This is a genomic window from Kitasatospora sp. NPDC054768 (genome assembly GCF_053612025.1).
Map to the genome: position 1 here is coordinate 1 of NZ_JBSHBN010000130.1, position 26,260 is coordinate 26,260.

The window sequence follows — 26,260 nt, forward strand, 5'->3', positions numbered from 1 at the left end:
TGCCTGGCCCTGTCAGGACCAGGCACGGCGGGGCCGGGGCGGTCAGCCGGTCAGCCGGTCAGGGACGGGAAGGCCGGGACGAGCCCGCCGTCGATCACGATGTCCTGCCCGGTGATGTACGAGGAGCGGTCGGAGAGCAGGAAGGCGACCGTCTGCGCGACGTCCTCGGCGGTGCCCAGCCGGCCGAGCGGGACGTGGCCGCGGACCGGCTCGTGGTCGGCCGGGTCCGGGAGGGCCGCGTGGAACATCTCGGTGACGATGTAGCCGGGGCTGACCGAGTTGACCCGGATGCCGCGGCCGGCCAGTTCGCTGCCGAGGGTGCGGGCGAGGCTGAGGACGGCGGCCTTGGTGGCGGCGTAGACGGCGGCGCCGGGCAGGCCGCGGTGCGGGGTCCAGGAGGCGTTGAGGACGACGGATCCGCCGCCGGCGGCGTCCAGCAGTGGCAGGGCGTGCTGGACGGTGAGGAACACGCCCTTGAGGTTGACGGCGACGATCCGGTCGAACTCGGCCTCCGTCACCTCGTCCACCGGCTGGAAGCCGGCCACGCCGGCGTTGGCGAAGACCCCGTCGAGCCGGCCGTACCGCTCCCGCACGGTGTCGGCCAGCCGGGCGAGGTCGGCCGCCACGGAGGCGTCGGCGCGGACGGTGAGCAGCCGGTCGCCGGCGTCGAGGCGTGCCGCGGCGCGGGCGAGCCGCGCGTCGTCACGGCCGGTGACGACGACCCGGGCGCCGGTGGCGAGGAGGTGACGGGCGGTGGCGAGGCCCATGCCGCTGGTGCCGCCGGTGACGAGGACCGTGGCGTCGCCGGGGACGGTGACGGCGGAGGGGGCGGTGACGGCGGAGGGGACGGCGGCATCGCCGGGGACGGTGGCGTCGGAAAGAACGGTGGCGTCGGAGGAAGTGTGGCTCATGCCGTTCACCTTCGCGACCGGTGCCGGGCCGGCACCAGGCCCGCCTCGACCGTGGGTCCCGGAAAACCACCCTGCAAACCGGGAATCGGCGCGATCACCGGATGGTTGGGCCAGGGCGACGGTCCAATACGGCACTCGCGAAGAGGGACTTCCCATGAAGATCGGCATCATCGGCGCGGGCAACATCGGCGGCAACCTGACGCGACGGCTGACGTCGCTGGGGCACGAGGTATCGGTGGCCAACTCCCGTGGCCCGGAGACGCTCAAGGCACTGGTCGAGGAGACCGGCGCGACGGCGGTGACGGTCTCCGAGGCCGCCCGGGGCGCGCAGGTCGTGGTGGTGACGGTGCCGCTGAAGAGCGTGCCGGACCTGCCCGCCGGGCTGCTGGACGGCGCCGCCGAGGGCGTCGCGGTGATCGACACCGGCAACTACTACCCGAAGGAGCGCGACGGCCGGATCGACGCGATCGAGGACGGCGGGCTCACCGAGAGCCGGTGGACGGAGCAGCACCTCGGGCACCGGGTGGTGAAGGTGTTCAACGGCACCTACGCCCAGGACCTGCTGGAGCGCCCGCGACCGGCCGGGGACCCGGAGCGGCTCGCCGTGCCGGTCGCGTCGGACGACGAGGCGGCCAAGCGGGTGGTGCGCGAGCTGGTCGACGCGTTGGGCTTCGACACCGTGGACGCGGGCGGGATCGACGAGTCCTGGCGCCAGCAGCCGGCCACTCCGGTGTACGGGCTGCGCGCCGGGGTCGAGGCGGTCACCCGGGCGCTCGCGGAGGCCTTCCCGGAGCGCCCGGCCGCCCACCGGGCGTAGGGCCTGTCCTCAAGCCCCCGCCCGGCGGAGCGGTTCAGCGGAGCCGGCGCGCCCCCTCCGCCGGGACGGCGGTGAGGGTGCGCGGCTCGGCGTACCCGGCTTCGCGGAAAGCGGCGGTGACCTCGGCGGCGACGCGCTCGGCGGTGTCCGCGTCCACCAGGGCGATGACCGAGCCGCCGAAGCCGCCGCCGGTCATCCGCGCGCCGTGGGCGCCGGCGGCCAGGGCCGCGTCGACGGCGAGGTCGGTCTCCGGGCAGGAGACCCGGTAGTCGTCGCGCAGCGAGGTGTGCCCGGCGGTGAGGATCGGGCCGAGCGCGGCGAGGTCGCCGGCGTCCAGACGGGCGACGGCGGCCTCCACCCGGGCGTTCTCGGTGACCACGTGGCGCACCAGGGGAACCAGGTCCTCGGGGAGCCGGGCGAGCGCGTCGGCCAGTCCGGCCGGCTGGAGCGAGCGGAGCGCGGGCAGCCCGAGCAGGACGGCGGCGCGTTCGCAGCCGGCCCGCAGCGCGGCGTAGGCGCCGTCGCCGAGGTCGTGCTTGACCCGGGTGTCCAGGACGAGCAGGGCGAGGCCCGCGCCCGCGAGGTCGACGGGCACTTGACGCATCGTCAGATCTCGGCTGTCGAGGAACAGGGCGGCCCCGGGGCGGCAGCACATCGAGGCCATCTGGTCCATGATTCCGCAGGGCACGCCGACGAAGGCGTTCTCGGCCCGCTGCGCCAGCACCGCCAGCTCCGGGCCCGCCAGGCCCAGCCCGTACAGGTCGTTGCAGACGGCGGCGACGACGCACTCCAGGGCGGCCGAGGAGGAGAGCCCGGCGCCGCCGGGCACGTCGCTGTCCAGCCGGAGGTCGGCCCCGCCGACCCGGTGCCCGGCCTCGCGCAGCGCCCACACCACTCCGGCCGGGTAGCCGGCCCAGCCGGGCACCGAGCCGGGGGCGAGGTCGTCCACCTTCAGCGTCACCAGGTCACCGCCCTGGGCGGACCAGAGCCGCAGCAGCCCGTCCTCCCGCCGGGCGGCCTGGGCGCGGACGGTCCGCGGCAGGGCGACGGGGAGGACGAACCCGAGGTTGTAGTCGGTGTGTTCGCCGATCAGGTTGACCCGGCCGGGGGCGGCCCACTCCCCCTCGGAGGGGCGGCCGTACAGCTGCTCGAAGGTGTTCATGCGGCGACCTCCCGCAGCCGGCGGGCCGCGTCCTCGGGGGTGACGTCGTTGACGAAGGCGTCCATGCCGGATTCCACCCCGGCCAGGTACTTGAGCTTGTCGGCGGTGCGTCGGATGGTGAACAGCTCCAGGTGCAGGGCGAGTTCGTCCCGCTGTCCGGCCGGGGCCTGGTGCCAGGCGGAGATGTACGGGGTCCGGCCGGTACCGAAGAGCCGGTCGAAGCGGCGCAGCAACTCCAGGTAGAGGACGGGGAATTCGTCCCGCTGTTCGGCGTCCAGCGCGGTCAGGTCGGGCACCCGGCGGTGCGGGTAGACATGGACCTCGTACGGCCAGCGGGCGGCGAAGGGGACGAAGGCCGTCCAGTGCGTCCCGGCGAGCACGATGCGGTCGCCGTGGGCGCGTTCGGCGGCGAGCAGGTCCTCGAAGAGGTTGCGGCCGGTGGCGGCGCGGTGTTCGGCGGCACGGGTGGCCATCCGGGCGGTGCGCGGGGCGGTGAAGGGCAGGGCGTAGACCTGGCCGTGCGGGTGGGCGAGGGTGACGCCGATCTCGGCGCCCCGGTTCTCGAAGCAGTAGACCTGCCGCACGCCGGGCAGGGCGGAGAGTTCGGCGGTGCGGTCGGTCCAGGCGTCCAGGACCAGCCGGGCGCGCTCGGGGGTGAGGTCGGCGAAGGAGGCCTCGTGGTCGGCGGTGAAGCAGACCACCTCGCAGCGTCCCGCGCCGGGGCCGCTGGTCCACAGGCCCCCGGCCGCCCGGACGGGCTCCGCGGGCGGGCCGGCCAGCGAGGGGAAGCGGTTCTCGAAGACGGCCACCTGGTAGTCCTCGGCCGGGATCTCGCTGAGCCGCCCGTCCCGGGACGGGCAGAGCGGGCACTCCTCGGCCGGCGGCCGGTAGGTGCGCGCCTGGCGGTGGGCCGCGATGGTGACCCAGTCGCCGGTGGCCGGGTCCAGTCGGACCTCGGAACCGGGGGCCTGCGGGTCGAGCGGCCGTTCGTCCACCGCGGTCCGGGGGGCGGCGGTGCCGCCGTCGTAGTAGATCAGCTGCCGACCGTCCGCGAGGGTGGTCACTGTCCTGACGGTGGGCTGGGTCAGGGACGTACCGGGCATGGCCCTTCTTCCTCCGAGTGAAGCCATTGGACATGGGTAAATCAACAGAAAGCTACAATCTCAAACATTATTCACCATGGGCATGCGACCGAAGTGCTCGAAGGAGGCCTCCCGATGGCTGACAGCGCCCAACCGCTCGCCGGACAGCGCCGCGTGCTGATCCTGGAGCAGATCCGCGAGCGCGGCGGGGTCCGGGTCACCGAGCTGGTCCGCGACCTCGGGGTCTCCGACATGACGGTCCGGCGCGACCTGGACGCGCTGGCGCGCCGGGGCCTGGTCCACAAAGTGCACGGCGGCGCCGTCCGGGTCGACGCGCCGGCCACCGGCGAGCCCGGCTTCGAGACCAAGGCGCACTGGGAGCTGCCCGCCAAGGAGGCGATCGCCCGGGCCGCCGCCGCGCTCGTCCCGCCGGGTTCGGCGGTCGCGCTGGCCGGCGGGACGACCACCTTCGCGGTCGCCCGGCACCTGCGCGCGGTCGAGGGCCTGACCGTGGTGACCAACTCGCTGCGGATCGCCGAGCTGCTGGAACAGCCCGCCGAGGACGGCACGCCGGCCACCGCCACGGTGATCCGCACCGGCGGCGTGCGGACCCCCTCGGACGCGCTGGTCGGACCGGTGGCCGACCGGGCGATCCGCTCCCTGCACGTCAACCTGCTGATCCTGGGCTGCCACGGGCTCTCCCCCGAGGCCGGGCTGACCACCCCGAACCTCGCCGAGGCGGAGACCAACCGCGCCTTCCTCCGGTCGGCCCGCCGGGTGGTCGTGGTCGCGGACCACACCAAGTGGAACGCGGTCGGCCTGGCCACCTTCGCCGACCTGGACCAGCTGGACGTCCTGGTCACCGACGACGCCCTGCCCGCCGAGCAGCGGGCGGCCGCCGCGGGCATGGTCGGCGAGCTGATCGTGGCGGCGACGGCGGACCGCACGAACCGGCCCGGCTAGCCCGGCCGGCCCGACCGGCCCGGCTCACCCGACCGCCCCGACCGCCCTGGCTCGCCGAACCAGCCCGACCAGCCGGATCGCTCCGCCCCGCCGGAGCGGCCCGAACTCCCCCGCACCACCAGCTCGGTGGGCAGCTCCAGCCCCTCGCCCGGCGCCGCCCGCCCGCGCACCTGGTCCAGCAGCCGGCCGACCAGCGCCGTGGCGATCGCCCGCAGCGGCAGCCGGACCGAGGTCAACCCGGGATGGAGGTGCCGGCAGAGCGGCGTGTCGTGGAACCCGGTGACCGCCACCCCGCCGGGCCCGATCACCAGCCCCTCCGCCCGGACCGCCTCGTACACGTCCAGTGCCAGCAGGTCGCTGCCGGCCGCGACGGCGGTCGGCCGGTCGGGCCCGCGCAGCAGCGCCCGTACGGAGGCCGTCACGGAGCCCCCGGCCGCTCCCCCGGCCCCGTCACCGGCCCCCGCCCCCGCCCCCGCCGCGTCCGTCGCCACCGCGGACAGGCCGAGCCGGTCGGCCTCGGCCAGGAACCCGGCCCGCCGCGCCGCCATCCAGGGCAGCTCCTCGGCGGCCCCGAGGTAGCCGATCCGGCGGTGGCCGAGCGCCGCGAGGTGCCGCACCACCTCGGCCATCGCCGCCTCGTTGCCGATGTCCACCCAGTGCTGCGGCTGCCCGGGCCCGGTCCGTCCGAAGCTGACGAACGGGACGCCGAGCCGGGCCGCATGGGCGATCCGGACGTCCTCGTGCAGCACGTCGGCCAGCACCAGTCCGTCCACCTGACGGGCCGCCACCAGCTCGTCGATCGACGCCGCCGGGTCGGCCGTGCCCTGCCCCGGCCGGAACAGCAGCACTCGCTGCCCGGCCGCCCCGGCCGCGTCGACCAGGGCCTCCAGGAAGCCGGCCATCAGCGGGTTCGGGTCGAGCGGGTCGTCCACCGGGGCGAGGTAGCCGATGGTGCGGCGGGCGCCGCTGCGCAGCGAGCGGGCCGACTGGTCGGGCTGGTAGCCGAGTTCGCGGATCGCCGCGTTCACCCGCTCCAGGGTCTCCGGGCGGACCCGCTGCGGCGCGTTCAGCGTGTTGGAGACGGTCTGCCGGGAGACCCCGGCCGCCCGGGCGACCTCCTCGATCGTGGCGGCGCCACGGCGCGGGCGGTGCGGTCCCTCGGGCATGCGGTCCTCCAGGGGTGGTCGGGGCTCGGGACGACGGGGGCCGGCACCGGTCCGCCGCCCCGAGCGGGTCGGGCCCGGCGCGGAGTCGGGCCCGGCGCGGAGTCAGGCCCGGCGCAGGGTCAGCAGTCCGCCGCGCGGCACCACGATCGCGGCCGCCCGGTCCAGCTCGACCTCGCCCTGCCGGACGATACGCCCCCGGGCGTCCTGCACCGTCACCGCCACCTGCCCGCGGCCGCCGGTGAGCCGGACGTCCGGGTCGGCGTCGGCGTTGGCGACCAGCAGGGTGTGCCAGTCCTCACCGGAGACGTCCACCGGCAGCGCGGCGTAGCGGGCCACCGCGACGGTGTCGGCGCCGCGCGCGGTGACCATCGGGTAGCCGAGGTCCGGGCGGGCCGGGAGCAGTTCGCCGAGCTGGAGGGTGGCGGTGTGCTCGCGGAAGACGCCGAGCCAGAAGGCGATGGCCTCGCGCTGGCCCTCGCTCTGCGCGGCGAGGTCGACGGAGACCTGCGGCACCGAGAACAGCACGTTGATCAGGTGGCAGGCGACCTGCTCCGGCGGCTCGCCCTGGTGCCACATCAGCATGTCGGCGTGGACGGGGACCGGCCCGGCCGCGAGCCGCACGTCGACGGTCCGCTGCCGGTTCTCCTGCGGGCTGAGCGGGCAGTCGGTGGCGCGGATCATGGTCGCGTACGGCCACAGGCCGGGGCTGACGTACGGCTGGCGGTGCTCGATCATCGCCTCCGGATCGGCGGCGGTGATCCGCCCGCGGATCCCGGCGAGCAGCCGCTCCACGCCCTCGTCGACGGACTCGCAGTCCGCGCCGGGGCGGGCCGGCGGGGCGTCGGCACGGGCGAACCAGTCGACGAAGTCCACCTTGAGGCCGTCCATGCCCCACTCCTCGACGGCCCGGGCGAGCCGGTCGGTGAGGAAGGCCCGGACCTCGGGGTGGCGCGGGTCGGCGACGATCGCGCCCATGTGGGCGGCGTCGGCCAGCGCGAGGTGGCCGATCTCCCGGTACGCGGCGCTGTCCTTGCCGATGAACGGCAGCGCGTACCAGAGCATGTAGCGCACACCGAGGTCGTGCACCCGCCGCACGTGGGCGGCGGTGTCGGGCAGCGAGACCGGCTCCCAGTCGCCGCAGTGGCCGTAGCCGCGGGTGCGGTCGGCGGTCATCCAGCCGTCGTCCACGATGATCACGTCCAGGCCCAGCTCCTTGCCGAGCGCGGCCTGGGTCTCGACGCCCTTGGGGGTGATGTCCTGGTGCATCGAGTACCAGGTGGAGTACGCGGGGCGGCGGGCGGCCTCCGGGATGTCGGCCGTGCGGCCCTCGCCCCACCAGGCGGCGAGGTCGGCCAGGGCGCGCCCGAAGTGCCGGCGGGAGGTGTCGATCCGGACGGTGAGCCGGTCGGTGGCCTGGGCCCAGAACCGGAACTCGCCGGTCTCCTCGACCACGCCGGCCCCGGCCAGCACGTCCGGACGCCCGGCGGCGAAGGCGCACAGGGCGACGTCGCCGGTACCGACCAGCGCGGCGATCGGCGCGCCGTTGGCCAGCGAGGTGCGGCGCGGGGCACTCCAGGCGGCGGGCAGCCAGCCGGTGCCGCGCGGCTCGGGGGTCCACAGGGCGGTGGCGTCCACGCAGGGCACGCGCCACTCGATCCGCACCTCGCCCGCGCCCTCGGCGGTCACCTCCACCACCCCGTCGGCGATGCCCCGGGCCGTGCCGGTGCCGCTCACCCGCAGGTCCAGCCCGTCGACGTACAGCCGGCGCAGGCCGCCGGCGGCGGTGGGGGCGTGCGGCTCCCAGACGTCCTCGGTGCCGGCCGTCGTCCCGCCCGTGCTCCCGGCCGTGCTCCCGGCCGTGCTCCCGATCGTGCTCTCGGTCATGGTCAGCCCTTCGTGGCGCCGGCCAGCAGGCCGGAGATGAACTGCCGCTGGAGGACCAGGAAGAGGACCATCATCGGCAGGGTGGACAGCGCGGTGCCGGAGAGGATCGCGCCGTAGTCGGTGTTGGACTTGTTGCCGTGCAGCGTCGCCAGGGCGACCGGCAGGGTGTGCATCTCGGGGCTGCGCAGGGCGATCAGCGGCCAGACGAACTGGTTCCAGGACCCCAGGAAGAGGAAGATCGACAGCGCCGCCAGCACCGGCCTCATGACCGGCACCACCACGCTGAACAGCACCCGGATCTCGCCCGCGCCGTCGACCCGGGCGGCGTCCAGGAGTTCGTCCGGCAGGCTGCTCAGCGACTGCCGCATCAGGAAGATGGCGAACGGCACGCACAGGCCGGGCAGGATCAGCGCCTGGTAGGTGTCCAGCAGGCCGAAGTTCGTCATCATCTTGAACAGCGGTACCAGCGTGACCTGTTCGGGCACCACGAGGGTGGACAGCAGCAGTGCGAACAGCAGGGTGCGGCCGCGGAAGCGGAACTTGGCGAAGGCGTAGCCCGCGAGCAGCGCCACGACGAGGGCGCCCAGCGTCTGGACCCCCGCCACCAGCACGGAGTTCCCGATCACCCGGAGCAGGCCGATCTTCTGCTGCAGGTGGCTCAGGTTCTCGCCGAGGCTCCCGCCGGGCAGCAGCTTGGGCGGCCAGTCGAAGACCTCGGTGTCCTTGCGGGTGGCGGAGACCACCAGCCAGTAGAAGGGGGCGATCGACAGCCCGGTGATGCCGGCCAGGAAGAAGGTGAGCGGCCAGCCGCGCAGCTTCTTGAGGGGGTTCGCCCTCCTGGGGGTCGTGCTCCCGGGTGTCGCGCTCCGGGGTGTCGCGCCCTCGGGCGTCGTACTGCCGGGCGTCGTGGTCTGGGGGGTGGTGGTCTTGGAGGTCACTTGTCGCGCTCTCCCATCAGGCGCATCTGGAGGGCGCCGAGCACCGACACGATCAGGGTGAGCGCGTAGGCGATGGCGGAGGCGTAGCCGAAGTCGAAGTACCGGAAGCCGTTCTGGTACAGGTACATGGAGACGGTCAGGGTGGCGTTGTCCGGCCCGCCGCCGGTCAGCACGTACGGCTCGTCGAAGAGCTGGAGCGTGCCGATGGTCGAGAGCACGACCGTGAACAGCAGCACCGGACGCAGCGCGGGGACGGTGATCGAGGTGAAGCGGCGGATCGGGCCGGCGCCGTCGACCATCGCGGCCTCGTACAACTCCTTCGGGATGGACTGGAGTCCGGCGAGGTAGATGACGGCGTTGTAGCCGGTGTAGTGCCAGGTGAGCACCACCACGACGGCCATCCGGGCCCAGACCGGCTGGCCCAGCCAGTCGACGGAGGGCAGGCCGACGGCGTTCAGCACCCAGTTGACGGCGCCGTCGTCGGACTTGAGCAGGTAGGCGAACATCACGCCGGTGGCGACCAGGCCGGTGACCGAGGGCATGAAGACGCCGAGCCGCCACACCGTGCGCCAGCGCACCACCGCGGAGTTGATGCCGACGGCCATCAGCAGGGCCAGCCCGAGCATCAGCGGGACCTGGACGACGAGAATCTCGCCGGTGTTGCGCAGGGCCGTCCAGAACAGCGGATCGTCCAGCAGCCGACGGTAGTTGGCGATGCCGGCGTTGCGGGTGGCGGTGCCGGCGCCGGTGGTGAAGGAGAGCCACAGCGATTCGATGATCGGGTAGGCCTTGAACACGCCGAAGGTGAGCAGGGCCGGGGCGAGCAGCAGGTACGGCAGGGCGGTGCGCCGCCGGCGGCTCCGCGCGGCCTTCCCGGCGAGGGCGGCGGAGGTCGGGCTGGCGGCGCTCATGCGATACCGCGCCCCGTCTGCTGGGCGAGCTGCTTGGCGGCGTCCTGGAGGACGGCGGCCGGGTCGGCGCCCTTGAGGAGGACCTTGGTCTGGGCGTCGCTGACGAGCTTGAGGGCGCGGGCGTAGTCGCCGGAGTAGTTGGTGGGGTCGCCGCCGTCGGTGGCGAGGTCGGTGAAGGTCTTGAGCACCGCCTGGCCGCCGTAGAAGGCGCTGGGCGCGGCGTACATCGGGTCGGCGTAGGCCTCGGTGAGGGCCGGGAAGACACCGCCCGCGTTGAACATCGTGTTGACCGAGGCCGTGCGGGTGAGCGCGTACTCGACGAACTTCCAGGCGGCGCGGCGGCGCGGGCTGGAGGCGGCGACGGCCAGGTGGGTGGAGTTGACCAGCGCGGTGCGCTTGCCGCCTGGGGTGACCGCCGGGGGCTTGGTGAGGCGCCAGTTGCCGCTCTGGTCGGGGAACTTCTTCTCCAGGTAGTGCGCGACCCAGGTGGGCATCGCGGCCACCGCGAGCTTGCCGCTCTTCATCACCGGCGGCCAGCTCTGGACGCCGGGGGTGTCACCGATCAGCCCGGCCTCGTCCAGCCGCTTGATGATGGTCAGGGCGCGCACGGCCGGCTCCGAGGCGACGGTGATCTTGCCCTGGAGGTCGAAGTAGAAGGCGCCCTGGAGCTGCATCAGACCCTGGAGGAAGTCCAGGTCGGGGGTGGGGTTGGCGGCCCGGTTGACGCCGATCAGCGCGATGCCGGGGTTGGCGGCCTTGAAGCGGTCGGCGACGGCGAGCAGGTCGTCCCAGGTGGCGAAGGTCTCGGGGTCGATGCCCGCCTTGTCGAAGTAGTCCTTGCGGTAGAAGAAGCCCAGCGCGTTGACCTCCCAGGGCAGCGCGTAGGCGTGGCCGTCCTTGCCGGTGACGACCGGCCACAGGCCCTTGGCGAACTTGTCCTTGTGGGCGTCGGCGCCGAGCGCGGAGAGGTCGGCCAGGCCGCCGGGGAACTTCTCCTGGTAGCCGGGCAGGTAGTCACAGCCGATGTGGAGGACATCGCCGAGGCCCTGGCCGCCGGCCGCCAGACCGACGGTGATCTTGTCCCAGATGGCGGGCTCGCCGATGTCCTGGACGTCGACCTTGATCCCCGGGTTGTCCTTCTCGAAGGCCGGGACGATGCCGCGCAGGGCCTCGGCCGCGGTGGCCCAGGACCAGACGGTGATCGTGCCGGTGTCGGCGTCCCCGCCGGCGGCGCCTCCCGAGCCGGAGCCGCCGCCGCAGGCCGCGAGGGTGCCGCCGGCGGCGACGGCCAGCAGGCCGGCTCCGGAGGCGCGGAGAAGGTCGCGACGAGAAAGGTGTGACATTGCATTCCTCTCGGTGGGGTGGCGCCGGAAGGCTGTGGTGCGTAGGGGATTTGGAGGGGTGTGACAGGTGCGGCGGGGGTCGCTCGGGTTGTTTTGAACGTTCAAACACACAAAACAGACCAGAACCAAACAGGTTCGAACGAGCGGACACAGCAAACGCCCGCCCTCCCCGTGCCGTCAAGACCTGAAGAGGGGAAGGGCGGGCTCCGCAACCGTTCTGTTATCGGAGAGGACGTCGCCGAGGCGTCGGAGCGGACGCCGGAACGGGGTGCCGGAGGCGGCATCGGCCGGGCCCGTCAGCCCCGCACGGCGCCCGAGGGGCCGAACGCGGTTCCCGGGGTGACCGGGATCCCGCGGGACATGGCCTCGAAGTCCAGGATCGGGTGGGTCAGGATCTCCTCGACCTCGTCGGTCAGGAGGTTGCCCAGGATGAACTCCTCCTCCGCGCCCGACCCGAAGGTGACGACCTGCCCGCTCGACTGGATCATCCAGTTCAGCAGCTCCCGCTCGCTGCTCTCCGCGAGGTGGATCTCCCGGCCGGGGTGGTCGCGCCGGATCCCGTCCACGACCGCGCGGACGTCCTCGACCGCCACCCCGAGCCTGCGGACCGTGGCCGGCGACGCCCGCCGGCCCCACCACTGGAAGATCACCCACTGGGCGACCGAAGGGTGGGACATGATCTCGGCGGCGAGCTCCGGCAGTTGGTGGAGGTTCTCGGCACTCGCCACGGTGTGCACCCGCACCCGGTCGAAGCCCTCGGCGTCGCACAGGGCGAGGGACTCCAGCAGCGCCCGGAGGAGGTCGGCGTCCGGGCTGCGGCGGAACGCCCGCTGCGCGTCCGCGGTGACGGCGTCCAGCGGCAGCCGCAGCGAGGACAGGCCGCGGAGGCGGTCGAGCTTCTCGGCGGTGAGCGTGTAGCCGGTGGTGTCGAGGCCGACCTTGAGGCCGGCGGCGATCGCGTGGTCGACCACGTCGAAGATCGGCGGCCACAGCAGCGGGTCGCCGCCCGCCAGTACCAGGTCGGTGGTCCCGTGCGCGGCCAGCTTCGCGATGATCCGGTCCGCCTGGGCCAGGTCGATCTGCTCCGCGGCGAACGGGTTGTAGCAGCCCTGGCAGGACATCGGACAGCGGTTGTTGATCGACCAGTTGACCCGCCGGACGCCACGTCCGGTGCGCGGCAGGCCGGCCCGGCTCCGGATCCCCGCCACCAGGTGGGCGAGGCGCCGGCTCTGCGGGAGGACGGCTCCGGCGAGCAGGTCCTCGGCCCGTTCGACGGCGGCCGCGGTGGCGTTGTTCTGGAGCAGCAGGAACGCCAGGCGCCAGCGCATGGTCTCGTCCGCCGGGTCCCGGCCCAGGGCCAGTTCGACCCGCTCGGTCAGGGCGCCGAGGTAGCCCGGGTTGAAGTTGGCGGGCTCCAGGCGCCGTTGGAAGTCGTCGGCTATCGACCCGCGCTCCAAGGACCTGTCGTAGCCGGCCCGCAAGGGGTGCGGGGGCAGGATCTCCACGTGCTGCCGGGTGGACATGGGGTGCTCTCCGGTGGTGGTCAGTTCGGGGCGGACGGCAGCAGGACGACCATCGAGTCGGCGGACGACAGGCCCATGCTCTCGACGAAGACCGCGTCGCGGACGAGCTGCGCGACGGCGGGGTGGGTGGGGGTGGCGAGGTAGCGCGCGGTGGATTCGAGCGGGGTGATGCGGCGCTCGGCGATCAGGGCGCGCAGGGCGTGCGGGAGGTCGTCGAGGCCGTCGCGTACCTCCTTGAGATCGAACCGGTCGGCCAGCCGCGTCGCGGCCCTGCGGGCCTTGGCGAGGTTGGTCGTCGGGTCCAGGGCCGTCGCCTTCGCCAGGTAGTAGGGGACGGGCTGCATCATCCAGGCCAGTGCCCCGTGCGGGTCGCCGTCGTCGCGGCCCGGCAGGTCGAAACCCTCCGGGCCGAGTGCGAGGCCGTCGCAGAACCACTCGGGCCTCATGCTGATCCGGTAGTGGGCGTGGCCGGCCAGCCGGAACGCCGGGAGCCTGGCGATGACGGACGTCGTCTCGATCCGGAAGGTGTCGGAGATCCGCCGCATCCTCCGCCCCACCACGTCGCGGACTTCCGGCACGTCCGCGTCCTCGGCCACGACGTGGACCAGGTCGAGGTTGGAGACGACGTCTCCGCTCGGCCCGGTGCGGTGGTCGCCGCGGGCGAGGGAACCGGTCGCCGCCACCGACATGTCGGTCACGTCCGCGAACTCGCGGGCCAACTCCTGGAACAACAGGGGGACGTCTTCGGGTCTCACGTGGCTCCTCGGGTGTCGGCGGCGGCGGCGAAGGAGCGATCCTTCACCCTCTCTTCCAAGTCCTTTTACATCGTGGAGAGTTCGTATTCAGTCGCGCAGCCTAACAGCGGCCCGCCACAAATGGTCGAGTTCGCATCAATTACCTCATGCGTCAGGGATGACAAACCGACAGAAGCGGTCCTGTTCAGTCACATTGGGGAACGTTCGGCGCCCTTGGACCGGGTGGGGATCCCGTCCCCGGCCTATCGGAGCGGCAGGCGCAGCACCTCGGCCACCCCGGCCTTCACCACCTCGCCGTGGGCGAGCCGGACGGGGCGGCCGCCGCGCTCCGCGCAGACCCCGAGGTCCGCCAGCAGGTACAGGGCCCGCAGGGTGCGGACGGTGTTGGAGGCCCAGACCGGCATCGGCCCGTACTCGTACGGGGCGAGGGCCTCGGCGATCGGTGCCAGCCAGGCGGTCGACCGCTCCGGCGTCAGGTCGGGGCGGGTGAGGACGAGGGCCACGGCCTTGGCGAGCCGGTCGTCCTCCCGCTCCGCGAACAGGTACCCCGTCGGGGCGAGCAGGCGCTCGGCGGCGAGCACGAGCAGCGGTCCGGGATCGACCTCGGGCCGCAGGCCGAAGGCCCCCAGCAGGTCCGCGCCGTGCGCCACCGCGTGCAGCCAGCCGAGCGTGTCGTCACGGCCCCGCAGGTCGGCCTCCGCGCGGTACCAGGCGGCGAACGCGTCGAGCCACCCGGGCCTGGCACCGCCCCGGTTCACGATCATCCTCAGGACGAGCGGGGCGAAGGTCCGCGCCTCGATCCGCGGATCGGTGAAGCGCTCCGCCATCAGGTCACCGAGCGCCAGACACCGCTCGCCGTCGATCACCCCGCTCCGTATCCAGGCGTCCAGCACCGCGTACGGGTAACCGTCCCTGATCTCGGGGTCCGGGCTCCCCAGAGCCTCCGCCAGCTCCGCGGTCAGGTCGTCCAGCCCGCGCCCCGGGGGGAGTGCACAGTCGTTCTCATGGATCTCGCGCCAGTTCGTCACGGGGCGGGACCCTATCAACGGCGGTCAGGGCCTCCCACCTGGTTTTTCCGCGCGGGAAGTCGGCCGGGCCGACGTCCCCGCGCCACCGCCGACCGCCCTCAGCGCCCGACCTCGCGCAGGCGGAAGTCCTCGACCGTCTCCCGCCGGATCAGCAGCCGCGCCCGGCCGTCCTTCACCGCCACCACGGCCGGGCGGCCGACCAGGTTGTAGCCGGACGCCATCGACAGCTGGTACGCACCGGCCGCCGGCATCGCCAGCAGGTCGCCCGGGCGCAGGTCGGCGGGCAGTGCCGCGTCCCGCACCAGCACGTCCCCGGCCTCGCAGTGACGGCCCACCACGTCCACCCTCGCCTCCGCCGCCTCCGAACGGCGGCCGACCAGCCGCACCGCGTACGGCGATCCGTACAGCGCCGGGCGCGGGTTGTCGCTCATGCCGCCGTCCACCGCGACGAAGCAGCGGCCGTCGGCCGATTGCTTGACGGACAGCACCCGGTACACGGCCACCGCGGCCGGACCGGCCACGGCGCGACCGGGTTCGACGATCAGCCGGGGCACCTCCAGCCCGGCCTCCGCGCAGCGCACCGCCAGCCGGTCGGTCACCCGCACCGCGAACTCGGCGAGGTCCAGCGCCTCGTCCCCCGCCAGGTAGCGGATGCCGTGGCCGCCGCCGAGGTCCAGCTCCGGCAGCTCCACGCCGTGCCGCTCCCGCACCTCGGCGAGCAGCCGCACCAGCGCGTCCACCGCGAGCAGGTACGGCTCGACCGAGGTGATCTGCGAGCCCAGGTGGCAGTGCAGGCCCGCCAGTTCGAGGCCCGGCTGGTCGAGCACCCGGGCGACGGCGTCCGCCGCGTCACCGCCCTCGATCGGGAAACCGAACTTCTGCCCGCCGACCCCGGTGCGCACCGCCGCGTGGTGCCCGGCGGCGATCCCGGGAACCACCCGGACCAGCACCTTCTGCGGCGTGTCGGCCGCCACCAGCGCGGCCAGCCGGGCGATCTCCGCCGGGCCGTCGATCACGATCCGCCCGACCCGCAGCCGCCGCGCCAGCCGCAGCTCCTCCGGGGACTTGGCGTTGCCGTGCAGCAGGATCCGCTGCGCCGGGAAGCCGGCCGAGACGGCCAGCCAGAGCTCACCCGACGAGCAGACGTCGAGTCCCAGCCCCTCCTGCTCCACCCAGTCGGCCATCGCGCTGCACAGGAAGGCCTTGGCCGCGTACAGCACCTCGGCGTGCGGCAGCGCCCGCCGGTAGGCCCGGGCCCGGCCCCGGACCTCGGCCTCGTCCAGCACGTACAGCGGGGTGCCGAACCGCTCGGCGGCCTCCGCCAGTCCCACGCCGCCGACCAGCACCTCGCCTCCCCGGCCGGGCCGCGCCGAGGCCGGCCAGGGGCCGCCGAGCGCATCGGCGGAGGTGGTGACGGAGGCGGAGGCGGTGACGGGCCGGGCGACGAGCTGGGTCATGGCGGCTACTCCTGTGGGCGGGCGCGTGGGCGGCGGGGTGCTCCGGCGGGTGTCGGTCCGGGCGTCAGTCCTCGTAGTGCATCGCGAACCGGCAGTGCGCCGGACGGGTGCGTTCCCGGTCGGCCGCCGGGGCCGGTTCCGGCGGCTCGGGGCGGTCCCGGCGCCAGGCGACGGGCACCGGGCGGACCGTCCGCTCCAGCGGCTCGTCGACGTCGATGACGGCGGTGACAGTGGTCATGGCAGGTCCCTTCCAGCGGCGGCCCGTACGGCCGGACACCTCCAGTGGAGACCCTCCGCACACCGACCGCACCCGTCCTTGACGCAGGACGTACGTCCCGGGCCCGGTCCTTGACGCCCTCCTGACAGTGGCCCTGCGGCGGCCCGTCCGCGGTGTCAGGAGTCTGTCAAGGACGGCCGCCGCGCCGCCAAGGCCTCGTCAAGGCCGGCATGTCCCCCGGTGCTCCGGTGGTGGGCTGTCCGCCGTCCCCGCAGCCCCACCGAACCGCCGCCCCATCCGACCGGGCGGCCCGGAAGGTCCCCGAGACGATGCGCCGTTCGGCCCTCACCACCCCGGACACCACCGACCAGCAGAACCTGTTCCAGCGCCCGGACCGTGCGCCCGGACCGCCGCCCGGCCACCGGCCCACCTCGCCGGGCGCCCGCCGCCGGCTGATCACCCGCCGCCAGCTGGCCGAGGCACTGCCCGCCGCCGTCCGCAAGCTCCACCCGCGCACCATGACGCGCAACCCGGTGATGCTGGTGGTCGAGTGCGGCTCCGCGCTCACCACCGTCAGCGCCGTCCTCCACCCGAGCGTCTTCGCCTGGGTGATCTCCTTCTGGCTCTGGCTGACCGTGCTGTTCGCCAACCTGGCCGAGGCCGTCGCGGAGAGCCGCGGCAAGGCACAGGCCGAATCGCTGCGCCGCGCCCGGTCCACCACCACGGCGCGACGGCTGCCGCACTGGCGGGTCGGCACCCGCGACCTGCGCCACGAGGTCGTTCCCGCCGAGCAGTTGCTGCTGCACGACATCGTCCTCGTGCCGGCCGGCGAGGTGATCCCGCGGGACGGCGAGGTGGTCGAAGGCGTCGCCGCCGTCGACGAGTCCGCGATCACCGGGGAGTCCGCGCCGGTGGTCCGGGAGTCCGGCGGCGACCGCACCGGCGTCACCGGCGGGACGAAGGTCCTCTCCGACCACCTGGTCGTCCGGGTCACCTCGCGGCCCGGGCAGAGCTTCCTGGACCGGATGATCGCCCTGGTCGAGGGCGCCGACCGGCAGAAGACGCCGAACGAGGTCGCGCTCAACATCCTGCTGGCCTCGCTGACCATCGTCTTCCTGCTGTCCGTCGTGTCGCTCCAGCCGATGGCCATCTACGCCCACGCGCCGCAAACCACCGTCGTGCTGGTCGCGTTGATGGTCGCCCTCATCCCGACCACCATCGGCGCCCTGCTCTCCGCCATCGGCATCGCCGGCATGGACCGGCTGGTGCAGCGCAACGTCGTCGCGCTCTCCGGCCGGGCGGTGGAGGCCGCCGGGGACGTGGACGTGCTGCTGCTCGACAAGACCGGCACCATCACCCACGGCAACCGCCGGGCCGTCGCCCTGCACCCGCTGCCCGGCGCGACCACCGAACAGCTCGCCGAGGCCGCCCAGTTGGCCTCAGTCGCGGACGGGACGCCGGAGGGGCGGTCACTGGTCGAACTGACCGATCGTCAGTACTGGGGGCCGCCGCGCTCCCCCGGCGAACTCGGCGAACAGCGGCCCGTGCCGTTCACCGCGCACAGCCGGATGAGCGGCGTGGACCTCACCTGGCCGGACGGCACCACCTGCCTGATCCGCAAGGGCGCCGCGAGCGCCGTCGCCCGCTGGGTGGTGAACTCCGGCGGACGGCTGCCGATGGAGGCCAAGCCGCTGGTGGACCGGATCGCCGGGTCCGGCGGCACCCCGCTGCTGGTCGCCGTCCACGACCGGCACGGCGCACGGGCGTTGGGCGTCGTCGAGCTCAAGGACGTGGTGAAGGAGGGCATCGCCGAACGCTTCGCCGAGCTGCGGCGGATGGGCATCCGTACGGTCATGGTCACCGGGGACAACCCACTGACCGCGCGGGCCATCGCCGACGAGGCCGGGGTGGACGACTTCCTCGCCGAGGCCACCCCGGAGGACAAGCTCGCCCACCTGCGGCGCGAGCAGGCCGCCGGGAACATGGTCGCGATGACCGGCGACGGCACCAACGACGCCCCCGCGCTCGCCCAGGCCGACGTCGGTGTCGCGATGAACTCCGGCACCCCGGCCGCCAAGGAGGCCGGCAACATGGTCGACCTCGACTCCAACCCGGCGAAGCTGATCGAGATCATCCGGGTGGGCAAACAACTCCTCATCACCCGAGGCGCGTTGACCACCTTCTCGATCACCAACGACGTGGCCAAGTTCTTCGCGATCATCCCCGCGATGTTCGCGAACGCCTACCCCGGGCTGCACCACCTCAACATCATGGAACTGCACAGCCCCACCTCGGCGATCGCCTCCGCGATCATCTTCAACGCGCTGATCATCGTCGCCCTGATCCCGCTCGCCCTGCGCGGCGTGCGCTACCAGCCGGCCTCCGCGACCGACCTGCTCCGGCGCAACCTGCGGGTGTACGGACTGGGCGGGCTGGTGCTGCCGTTCCTCGGCATCAAGGCGATCGACCTGCTGATCCAGTTCGTCCCGGGGCTGGGCTGAGACACCGGCCGGGAGACACCGGCCGGGAAATCCCGCCGCACCGCCGCCGACGGCCCTGTCAGAAGGCCGTCAAGATGTGTGCGACCTGCGTCATGGTGGTGTCAGCGGCGGTACGGAGGCGTCCGTTCCGGGGTTCACTTGAATCATCCGAAGCAAGGAGTGCCGAACCGGCGGAGCCCGATGGAGAGAGCCGCCGGAGAGACGGAGGCGAACGGCCATGACCGGGACCACCCGAGTGATCGTCGGCCTGAGCGGGTCACTGAGCAGTCTGGCCGCCCTCTACCACGCCGTCGGCGAAGCCGCCCGGCACGAAGCGATGCTGGTGCCCGTCGCCGCCTGGACCGCGATCGAGCGGGAGGGCCGGCGCCCGCCCTCCGAACTGGAGCACGCCGCCCGCCGGCGCCTCGACATCGCCTTCGAACAGGCCTACGGCGGCTACCCGTCCGGCCTGGTCATCCACCCGCTGGTGGTCAACGCCGAACCCGGCCCCGCCCTGGTCGGCGCCGTCACCGGCCCGGAGGACCTGCTCGTCCTCGGCGCCGCCACCCGCCGCCGCCTGGACCGCCTGCGGCACGGCTCCGTCGCCCGCCACTGCCGCCACCGGGCCGGCTGCCGGGTGATCGAGGTCTCGCCCTCCGCCCTGCTCACCCGCCTCGAACTGCCCGCCCGCACCGGCGCCCCGCTCCCCCTGCTGGCCCGCTGACGACGCGCCGCCCCGCGCCCGACCGCCCAGCCGTCCCACCCTCAGCGCCCACCTGCGCGCCCCGGCCACCGCACCGGGCGCGCGGGTGGGCGCTCAGTTGTACAGGGGGTCAGAAGGGGCACGTACTCTTCCTGGCCGCCGAGTTGGAAGTATCCCAGCGGCCTGCGAGCCCCACCGGCCCTGGCCTCCCCACCCCCGTGGCCCCGACCGCGAAAGCGGAGCTCCGCACTCAAAGCAGCCGGGCCACCACCCCTCGACATGCCCACCGGCAGCCCGGGTTCCGCACCTTCGACAAGCCTGTCGAAGGTGACATGCCCGGGCTATGCTGACCCGAAGCCCGCCCGCAGTCGGGCCCCTCGCCCCGTCGACGAACACGCCACCCAGGCGCTCCCGACCGGAAGGAGGCGCGGCCCCGACCTCCGCAGGACGGCCCACCTGCCGCGGCCAACCTGCCGCCCGCATCGCATATTTGACGGTCCGTCAATGATGATCCGCGATTTCACCGCCCGAGCCGTGACGCGTGCCCCGGGCCGCCCACCGCCGTTGTACGGAAGGTGAATCGCCGCGCCCGCCCGAAACCCCCGGCCGCTCCGCCGAGGAAGAGGTTCCGCATGACGACGTCCCGGACCCACCCGCGCCCCGCCGAGGCCGCGGTACTGCTCACCGTGCTCGGCCTGCTCGTCCTGGAGGAGATCGCCCTCGGCATGGCCGAGGAGGAGGACCGCCCCGTCATCGGCGGCATCCTGATCGGCGCCTCCGGCACCGGTCTGCTGGTCGTCGGCGCGGTGCTCCTCAGCCGCTGGATCGACCTCCGCCGCCCGCTCCCACTGCCCCCGCCCGGCCCCAACGGCCGCGAGTACAGCGCCCGCGCCCTCGAAGGCTTCCCGATGGAGGCCGTCCGCCCCCTGCTGCTCGCCGAGAACGCACCCCAGCTCGGCCACCTGTACTCCGCCTGGATGCTCGCCCGGGCCGGCCGCCCCGCCCCCTGGATCGCCCGCCGCCTCGCCATCCCCCCGGACGCCGCCCAGCTCCTGGCCGACGCCGCCCGCTCGACGAGACTCGACCGGGCCTGATCAGCGCCGCCGACCGGTCTCCGCGTTCGCCTGCGCCACCAGGTACGGCACCAGCCCGCGCTCCGCCAGCGCCGAGCGCCAGGCATCCCGCGCCAGCACCAGCTCCCCCGGCCCGTCCGCCGCCTCCCCGGCCTCCGCACCCCTCGCCCGGGCCGCCCCCAGCAGCCCCAGCCCGCCCACCAGCAGACTCACCGCGGCCACCCCGGCCGACACCCACCCGGCCTCCACCAGCGCGTGCGCCAGCACCTCCAGGTCCTCCACCAGCCCCAGCACGAGGCCCAGCAGCAAGAAGATCACCGCTGCCGTCACCGCGATGATCGGCACGACCACCCCCAGCACCCCCCACCACCCCGACGCCCGCTCCCGGGGAGGCGCCGCCACCGGCAGCCGCGCCACCGCATCGGCGTCCGCCCGCAACGCCGCATACCGCTCGTACTCCGGCGCCGCCGCGGCCAGCACGAACTCCGCGTTCTCCCGCGCCGCCCGCCGCAACCGCTCCGAACCCCGAGCCTCGTCCCCGCCGGCCCGCAGCGCCGCCCGCACCTGCGGCGCGGAGAGTGCTCGCCCCAGCTCCGTCTCGAAGTCCGCCCGATCCTGCTGCGGCAGCCGAAGCGACCTGTCCATGCTCGTCCCCGATCACCGTTCGTTTTGTTCTACAGAACTGTAGAACAAGGAGGCGGATCGCAGCAGCCCTGTTCACGGGTGGATTCGGTGCTCAGGAGGGGTCGGCCATGGGGACGCGGGCGAGGGCGTCGCGGATCAGCTCGGCAGGGTCGGGGGCGTCGATGCCCCACTCGCGGTACCAGTCGGTGATCCGAGCCATCGGATGTCCCGTCTTCAGTGACAGCTTCAGCAGCCCGGCCAGGTCGACATTGCTGATCCACAGCATGTCGACCGACCAGGGCTGACCTCCGGCAAGGAGCTCAACCGCCTCATCCACCGTGACCCCGGCCGGCAGGTCGTCACAGGACGATACGATCCCGCGGGCCCTCAGGTGGCGGGCCAGATCTCCGGGCTGGCGTTGCAGCTTCCGAGCCCCCATGATCAAGCGCGCGAACGGCACCACGTGTCCCAGCAGCAGGTTGCCCCAGCTCATCGCACTGTCGGGCGAGAACAACTCCTCGTCCAGGCGGGTGAACTCGTCCGGCAGAACGATCGGGACCTCCACGCCATAGGCCCTGAAGCGGTCGAGGACTTCGCGCAGTGAGCAGTTCCTCGATCCGGGCAGCTCCAACAGCCGCCTGAAGGTCAGGTCGGCCACGTCACTCCGCCGCCCCCTGTCCATGAACAGCTCCAGATCCGCCGGACAGGCGTCCTTCGGCATGCGCGGCACCCGGAACCCGGCAGCCCCGAGCACCTCCACAGCCCGGCGCGGCGCGATCCCCAAGTCCTGTTCCGCCCAGAGCAGGTGATCCACCGGAATCCCTTCCGACCGCGTCAACCACGGGCCGGTGCCGTTGAGGTTCCGACTCAACAGCATCAGGGTCTCATCCGAGGGGAACGGCGGCAGGCCCGTCGCATCCACCTCAAGACCGTACCTCGTCATGGCTTCGGCGACCCGTCCGACCGGAATCCCGTGCACTCGACCGGACTTGACCAGGAATCCCAGCGGGACCTCGTCTCCCGGCTCCGGCCCGCCCCAGAACGTTCCACCCCCGGAGCGCTTCCAGAGGAAGATCGGATCGGTGTCGACAGCGGTGGCGAGAGCCAGCACCTCGCGGGTGACCTGTCGGCCCGCGCCCTCCCAGACGCCCGCCGCAGCGGCCGCTGGAATTCCTCTCAGATCGGCGATGACCAGCAGGTCGTTGACGCGTGCGAACCAGTGGCCGTCCACCTCCCGGAAGTGTGAACCGCTTTCACGGGGAATGCCGAACTCGGCGGCCCTGGCACGAGCGGTCTCGGACGTGACACCGAGATCGCGGGACAGTTTCGTGAGCCAGCCGTCGCCGTAATGCGCCAAGGACCACGACCTCAGGTCGTGCTCGACGACCGGCGCCAGAACGGCGATGTCGGAGGGGATCGCCGGGCGCACCCTCCTCTCCCCCATCAACTCCGCGCAGATCTGGGCGAGTTCAGGTGATGAAGGTTCCATCTCGTGGGCCAGTATCCGCCAGAGCGCCACGTTGTCCGGAAGGCTCCCCGCAACGCTCTCCCTGGTCGGTCCATCGGCGTTCTCGAACCACGCAAGGACGTCACCGTCCGCGAGAAAGCAGCCGGTACGACGAGTTTCGTAGTCGACCCCGCCGAATTCCAGCGGTCGTCCCTGCCGGATGACCTCGACTGCCACCAGGTCGGCGAACTGGTAGTTCTCCCCCGTCACCCGGTGAATCCACTCCATGCTCAGCACGGCCGAGTCGCCGCTCACGAACTCGGCCACCGCAGCCTCCAACAGCCCCCCGACCGTGTCCGACAGGTCGCTGATGATGCGACGGCGGTCGACGGACAGCTTGCCCGGCGACAGTCCTCCCGTGAGGTTCACCACGGCGCCGGGCAGTCCGCGCGGCGTGATGACCCCACGCACCACCTCCGGTTCGACCACCAGACCGTCCACCAGCAGGGCCCCGCCGTGCTCGCACCACGTCACCTGCGCGCCCTCCGGGGCTTCGGCCCAGGGCGTCATCCCGCCCCAGGCACTGAAGCAGAAGCTCTCTTCTTGAGGCGCCTCCCGTGCTTTCAGGACTCCGGGCTCCCATATCGCCGTCCGGTCGCGGTGCACCGCCGAGGTGGCGAACTCCGCAACGGCCAGAAGGCGTTCCAAGACGTCGAGACACGACCACGACTCCGTCAGCTCGATGTCCTCCCGCAGGTACAGCCGTACGGTGGTGCCGGGCGCGCTGCCCTGCTCGGACCGCTTGGCGATGCGGAAGAGGTGACTCGGGCCGTAGATGGAGACCTCCAGCTGCGGGCCCAGCTGGCCGGAGGCGTCCAGGCGGCAGGTCGTCACCCGGATCTCGTCGGCGAGCATGAAGTAGCTCAGCACGCCGATGCCGAAGCGGCTGTTGGGATGCAGCTCGACGGGCGGATCCACCTTGCGCCACTCGGCGCGTTCGAGCTTGAAGTCCAACTGCTCGGCGAAGCGGGCGCCGGCGTTGGAGAAGACTCCCCGCAACTCCTCTTCGCCCATTCCCACGCCGTTGTCCTCGCACTCCAGGTAGGCGCGGCCGTCCTCGTCCACTCCCTGGCGGAACTCGATCCGGCCGTCGTAGGAAAGGGGGCCCAGGCGGAAGGTCCGTGACCGGTCCAGGTACTGCACGCGGGCCCGGGCGTACCGGCAGGCGTCGAGGGCGTTCTGGTAGAGCTCGCGGACGGCCAGGTCCCGGTCGCGGTAGAGCTCGACGCCCATCAGCAGGCTGCGCACCCGGCGTTCGTCCATCCGGAAGCGGGCCCAGCCGGTGAAGGCGCCGGCGGCGGGGCCGGCCTCGTCCGAGGTGAGACGGGTGGGCAGCGGGTGTTCGGTGAGGACGCGGCGGACGGCGTGGAGGAGTTCGTCGGCGCGGGCCGTGTACTCGCGGAGCCCCTCGACCACCGCCTCGTGGTGGCACTCCGCGCGCAGGACGGGAAGGTCGTAGGAGCCGCCCCAGACTGCCAGCTCGAGTGTCCGGCGCAGGTCGGCGAGGTCGACCTCGTCCGGGATGCCGAGGTGCTCCGCCACGATCTCGGGCAGGGCGGTCATCTCGATGGCGGTCCCGTACGCCAGCGCGAGAAGCAACGCCACCCTCGGCTCCCGGACGTGCTGTTCGCCCGGGGCCCGCAGGTGGTCGTCAGCGCTGAGCCCGGCGAGGTAGTCGCGGTTGCCGACGTCGGGGCCCCGGCGCAGGCCGTGCAGCAGTGCGCAGACACGCTTGGTCGCGAAGGTCTCGCCGAGGTCGGCGAGCATCGGGAGTCGGTCCAGGATCTCGCCGACGCCCTCGGGGTCGGCGAGGTCCTCGTGCTGGTCGAGCCAGCGGTGGAAGAGCCACCAGCCGAGCGGCACGGCGGAGGCGGGGCGGGTCCGGGTGCGGCCGACGAGCAGGTCGTAGGACTCGATGAACTGCTCGTAGGCCGATCGGTCGGCGTCGGGCTCAGATGACGGCGCCAGGTCGGTCGGCCCGACAGCGGCCCGCGCCGCCGCCAGGTTCAACGACCGGACCCGGTAGAGGAACGGGAGCACGGCCAGCAGTGCCGCCTCGGCCGGGTAGAGCTTCAGCGGCTCCTCGCCGAGCAGCCAGCCGACCCGTTTGGCGAAGCGCTCCGCGATGCCCGGGTCCTGCCAGGGGTCGTCCGTCGTGTCGACCGAGTCGCGAAGCCGGGCCAGCTCTCCGACGGCCTCCAGTACGACGCGCTGGTAGGGCTCGGTGTCCTGGTCCTCCCGTACGTGCCGCCACGTGGGCGATTTCGCGACGAGATCCACCCACGTGTCGGCCCGGACGGACGCTGCCGGGGGTCGGCTCCCGTCCAGGAAGAGGTTCTCGATGTTCCCGGCCTGCACGACCGTCCCGTGCACCGGGCCGTTCGCCGTGTTCGCCGTGTGGTCCGCCATCCCTCGTACCCTCCCCGTGTGCAGGGGACGAGCGTAGGGCAGTCGCCCCTCACGCCACGGTCAGAATCCCGCGCATGAAGTGGTGGAAGGTGCAGAGGTACGCGTAGGCGCCCGGTTGGCTCGGGGCGGTCAGGGTGGCGCCGGCGCCCGGGGCGAGGGGGCCGGTGTCGAAGGTGCCGTCCTGGGCGGTGAGGGTGTGGGCGGTGGTGCCGGTGTTGGTCACGGTCACCACCGCGCCCGGGCCGACGGTGAAATTGTCGGGTTCGAAGGAGAAGTCGCGGATCGTCACCGTTCCCGCGAAGGGGGTGGGCGACGGGGCCGGAGAGGACGGCGCGGACGGCGCCACGACGGGGCTGGTGGTCTCCTCCGGGCCCGGTACGACGAACGAGCTGATGCAGCCGGTCAGCAGGGGACCGGCTGCGAGCAGCAGCAGGGCGGCGGCCCGGACGGGCGACCGCATCAGGCGGTGGTGGCCAGCTTGACCCGCTTGGCGTCGGCGGCGGCCGTCGGGCTGGCGCCGATGTTGGAGACGGTGGCGGTGAGGACGGCGTCGACGTCCGGGAGCCAGTTGGTGGTCTTGGACTGGACGACGATCAGCCGTGTCTGCGGCGTCCCGTCGCAGATCACGTCCGTCTCCGCGGTCCGGCTGGAGCCGAAGGCGATCGACGAGGTGTCCTCCGGGTCCTTCTGCTCCGCCGTGACGGTGAGCGAGCGGGCCTCGTCGGCGACGGTGCAGAGGTAGTCGACCTCCACCCGGATCCGGCCGGGGAGCCTGGCGTCGATCCTGGCGTCGCCGAGGGTGACGCTGGTGACGGGGGTTTCGGAGGTCGGGGTCGGATCGTCGGCCAGGGCGGGTGGTACGGCGGCGCCGGTGAGGCCGGTGAGCGCCGAGGTGAGTACCGTCAGGATGATCCACCGCTGCACTGCAACCTCCCGGTCCGAGAACGTGTTGCGGCCGACGCTAACCGCCCGGCGGCTCGCCCGCTCGCCGGACCGTCCCGAACGTCATACCAACAGCCCATCGCCCGGCGCCCCACCCCGTCACCGCCGCCGTCACCGCCGCCTCCGGAGCCAGACCGCCCAGGTCAGCGTCGAGCAGCCCGCGTACGCCACCAGGAACCCCGTGTACGCCCCGATCGCGCCCGCGAGCTCGATCAGTGCCGCCGACCTGCGCCGGGATCCTCCCGATGGTTCGCGTGAGAAGTCGACCCGGTGGGCGTATGTCGGGGTGCGGGTAATGACGGGGGGCGCGGTGCCCGGGCACCGAGGGGGCGTGGGGGGGTAGATTGATCTTATAGCGGGCCGAA

22 protein-coding genes are annotated in these 26,260 nt (G+C 73.1%); 5 read left to right on the forward strand and 17 right to left on the reverse strand.

All coding sequences use genetic code 11. From position 1 onward, the window contains the following. Positions 1–50: 50 nt before the first annotated feature. Positions 51–911, reverse strand: coding sequence for an SDR family NAD(P)-dependent oxidoreductase (locus tag ACWGKU_RS30070; protein ID WP_401054461.1), 861 nt, complete (start codon positions 909–911; stop codon positions 51–53). 154 nt (positions 912–1,065) lie between these two features. On the opposite strand from ACWGKU_RS30070, the gene ACWGKU_RS30075 reads away from it, so the two are divergent. After that, positions 1,066–1,728, forward strand: a complete 663-nt coding sequence (locus tag ACWGKU_RS30075; protein WP_452179648.1) for an NADPH-dependent F420 reductase — start codon at positions 1,066–1,068, stop codon at positions 1,726–1,728. A gap of 34 nt (positions 1,729–1,762) precedes the next feature. Here the strand turns inward: ACWGKU_RS30075 and galK are convergent, their stop codons facing one another. Beyond that, the gene (gene galK / locus ACWGKU_RS30080) at positions 1,763–2,890 is read right to left on the reverse strand and encodes a galactokinase (RefSeq protein ID WP_452179649.1); all 1,128 of its coding nucleotides are present in this window, start codon (positions 2,888–2,890) and stop codon (positions 1,763–1,765) included. Next, positions 2,887–3,993, reverse strand: a complete 1,107-nt coding sequence (galT, locus tag ACWGKU_RS30085; RefSeq protein ID WP_452179650.1) for a galactose-1-phosphate uridylyltransferase — start codon at positions 3,991–3,993, stop codon at positions 2,887–2,889. Before galT ends, galK begins: the two co-directional genes overlap by 4 nt. 114 nt (positions 3,994–4,107) lie before the next feature. On the opposite strand from galT, the gene ACWGKU_RS30090 reads away from it, so the two are divergent. Beyond that, positions 4,108–4,935, forward strand: a complete 828-nt coding sequence (locus tag ACWGKU_RS30090; protein ID WP_452179651.1) for a DeoR/GlpR family DNA-binding transcription regulator — start codon at positions 4,108–4,110, stop codon at positions 4,933–4,935. On the opposite strand, the gene ACWGKU_RS30095 is transcribed toward ACWGKU_RS30090, so the two are convergent. The 10 genes from ACWGKU_RS30095 to ACWGKU_RS30140 all read right to left on the reverse strand — a co-directional run bounded on the left by ACWGKU_RS30095 (position 4,932) and on the right by ACWGKU_RS30140 (position 16,178). After that, positions 4,932–6,101 carry a LacI family DNA-binding transcriptional regulator gene (locus ACWGKU_RS30095; RefSeq protein WP_452179652.1) on the reverse strand — a complete coding sequence of 390 codons (1,170 nt, stop codon included), beginning with the start codon at positions 6,099–6,101 and terminating at the stop codon, positions 4,932–4,934. The two genes, ACWGKU_RS30090 and ACWGKU_RS30095, sit on opposite strands and share 4 nt — an antisense overlap. Before the next feature lie 102 nt (positions 6,102–6,203). After that, complete coding sequence (locus tag ACWGKU_RS30100) at positions 6,204–7,985, reverse strand: glycoside hydrolase family 36 protein (RefSeq protein WP_452179653.1); 1,782 nt, start codon at positions 7,983–7,985, stop codon at positions 6,204–6,206. Between the two features lie 2 nt (positions 7,986–7,987). Next, complete coding sequence (locus ACWGKU_RS30105) at positions 7,988–8,923, reverse strand: carbohydrate ABC transporter permease (protein WP_452179654.1); 936 nt, start codon at positions 8,921–8,923, stop codon at positions 7,988–7,990. Further along, positions 8,920–9,834 carry a carbohydrate ABC transporter permease gene (locus ACWGKU_RS30110; protein WP_401047115.1) on the reverse strand — a complete coding sequence of 305 codons (915 nt, stop codon included), beginning with the start codon at positions 9,832–9,834 and terminating at the stop codon, positions 8,920–8,922. The genes ACWGKU_RS30105 and ACWGKU_RS30110 overlap by 4 nt, the downstream gene beginning before the upstream one ends. Then, the gene (locus ACWGKU_RS30115) at positions 9,831–11,177 is read right to left on the reverse strand and encodes an extracellular solute-binding protein (protein WP_401047118.1); all 1,347 of its coding nucleotides are present in this window, start codon (positions 11,175–11,177) and stop codon (positions 9,831–9,833) included. Before ACWGKU_RS30115 ends, ACWGKU_RS30110 begins: the two co-directional genes overlap by 4 nt. A 296-nt stretch (positions 11,178–11,473) precedes the next feature. Then, positions 11,474–12,700 carry a radical SAM protein gene (locus ACWGKU_RS30120; protein WP_452179655.1) on the reverse strand — a complete coding sequence of 409 codons (1,227 nt, stop codon included), beginning with the start codon at positions 12,698–12,700 and terminating at the stop codon, positions 11,474–11,476. Positions 12,701–12,720: 20 nt separating this feature from the next. After that, a complete protein-coding gene (locus tag ACWGKU_RS30125) occupies positions 12,721–13,455 on the reverse strand; it encodes a hypothetical protein (protein WP_452179656.1) in 735 nt (244 codons plus the stop codon). Between the two features lie 242 nt (positions 13,456–13,697). Continuing rightward, a complete protein-coding gene (locus ACWGKU_RS30130; RefSeq protein ID WP_452179657.1) occupies positions 13,698–14,483 on the reverse strand; it encodes a DUF2785 domain-containing protein in 786 nt (261 codons plus the stop codon). Positions 14,484–14,581: 98 nt separating this feature from the next. Continuing rightward, complete coding sequence (gene lysA / locus ACWGKU_RS30135) at positions 14,582–15,940, reverse strand: diaminopimelate decarboxylase (protein WP_452179658.1); 1,359 nt, start codon at positions 15,938–15,940, stop codon at positions 14,582–14,584. Positions 15,941–16,004: 64 nt separating this feature from the next. Next, positions 16,005–16,178: a hypothetical protein gene (locus ACWGKU_RS30140; RefSeq protein ID WP_380549512.1), complete on the reverse strand. Its 174-nt coding sequence runs from the start codon at positions 16,176–16,178 to the stop codon at positions 16,005–16,007. Between the two features lie 308 nt (positions 16,179–16,486). Here ACWGKU_RS30140 and kdpB point away from each other — a divergent pair, with 308 nt between their 5' ends. The 3 genes from kdpB (at position 16,487) to ACWGKU_RS30155 (ending at position 20,434) form a co-directional block, all read left to right on the forward strand. Then, entirely contained in the window at positions 16,487–18,658 is a 2,172-nt protein-coding gene (gene kdpB, locus ACWGKU_RS30145) for a potassium-transporting ATPase subunit KdpB (RefSeq protein WP_452179659.1), read from the forward strand. 217 nt (positions 18,659–18,875) lie between these two features. Beyond that, positions 18,876–19,361 (forward strand): universal stress protein, encoded by a 486-nt coding sequence (locus ACWGKU_RS30150; protein ID WP_452179660.1) that lies wholly within the window; start codon positions 18,876–18,878, stop codon positions 19,359–19,361. Between the two features lie 611 nt (positions 19,362–19,972). Next, positions 19,973–20,434: a hypothetical protein gene (locus ACWGKU_RS30155; protein ID WP_452179661.1), complete on the forward strand. Its 462-nt coding sequence runs from the start codon at positions 19,973–19,975 to the stop codon at positions 20,432–20,434. Here the strand turns inward: ACWGKU_RS30155 and ACWGKU_RS30160 are convergent, their stop codons facing one another. The 4 genes from ACWGKU_RS30160 to ACWGKU_RS30175 all read right to left on the reverse strand — a co-directional run bounded on the left by ACWGKU_RS30160 (position 20,435) and on the right by ACWGKU_RS30175 (position 25,877). Continuing rightward, entirely contained in the window at positions 20,435–21,058 is a 624-nt protein-coding gene (locus ACWGKU_RS30160) for a hypothetical protein (RefSeq protein WP_452179662.1), read from the reverse strand. A 91-nt stretch (positions 21,059–21,149) separates the two neighbouring features. Continuing rightward, positions 21,150–24,953, reverse strand: coding sequence for an HD domain-containing protein (locus tag ACWGKU_RS30165; RefSeq protein ID WP_401048461.1), 3,804 nt, complete (start codon positions 24,951–24,953; stop codon positions 21,150–21,152). Positions 24,954–25,002: 49 nt separating this feature from the next. Continuing rightward, on the reverse strand, positions 25,003–25,413 hold the full coding sequence (locus ACWGKU_RS30170; RefSeq protein ID WP_401048459.1) for a cupredoxin domain-containing protein: 411 nt from the start codon (positions 25,411–25,413) through the stop codon (positions 25,003–25,005). Further along, complete coding sequence (locus ACWGKU_RS30175) at positions 25,413–25,877, reverse strand: hypothetical protein (RefSeq protein WP_452179663.1); 465 nt, start codon at positions 25,875–25,877, stop codon at positions 25,413–25,415. Before ACWGKU_RS30175 ends, ACWGKU_RS30170 begins: the two co-directional genes overlap by 1 nt. Positions 25,878–26,260 lie beyond the last annotated feature (383 nt).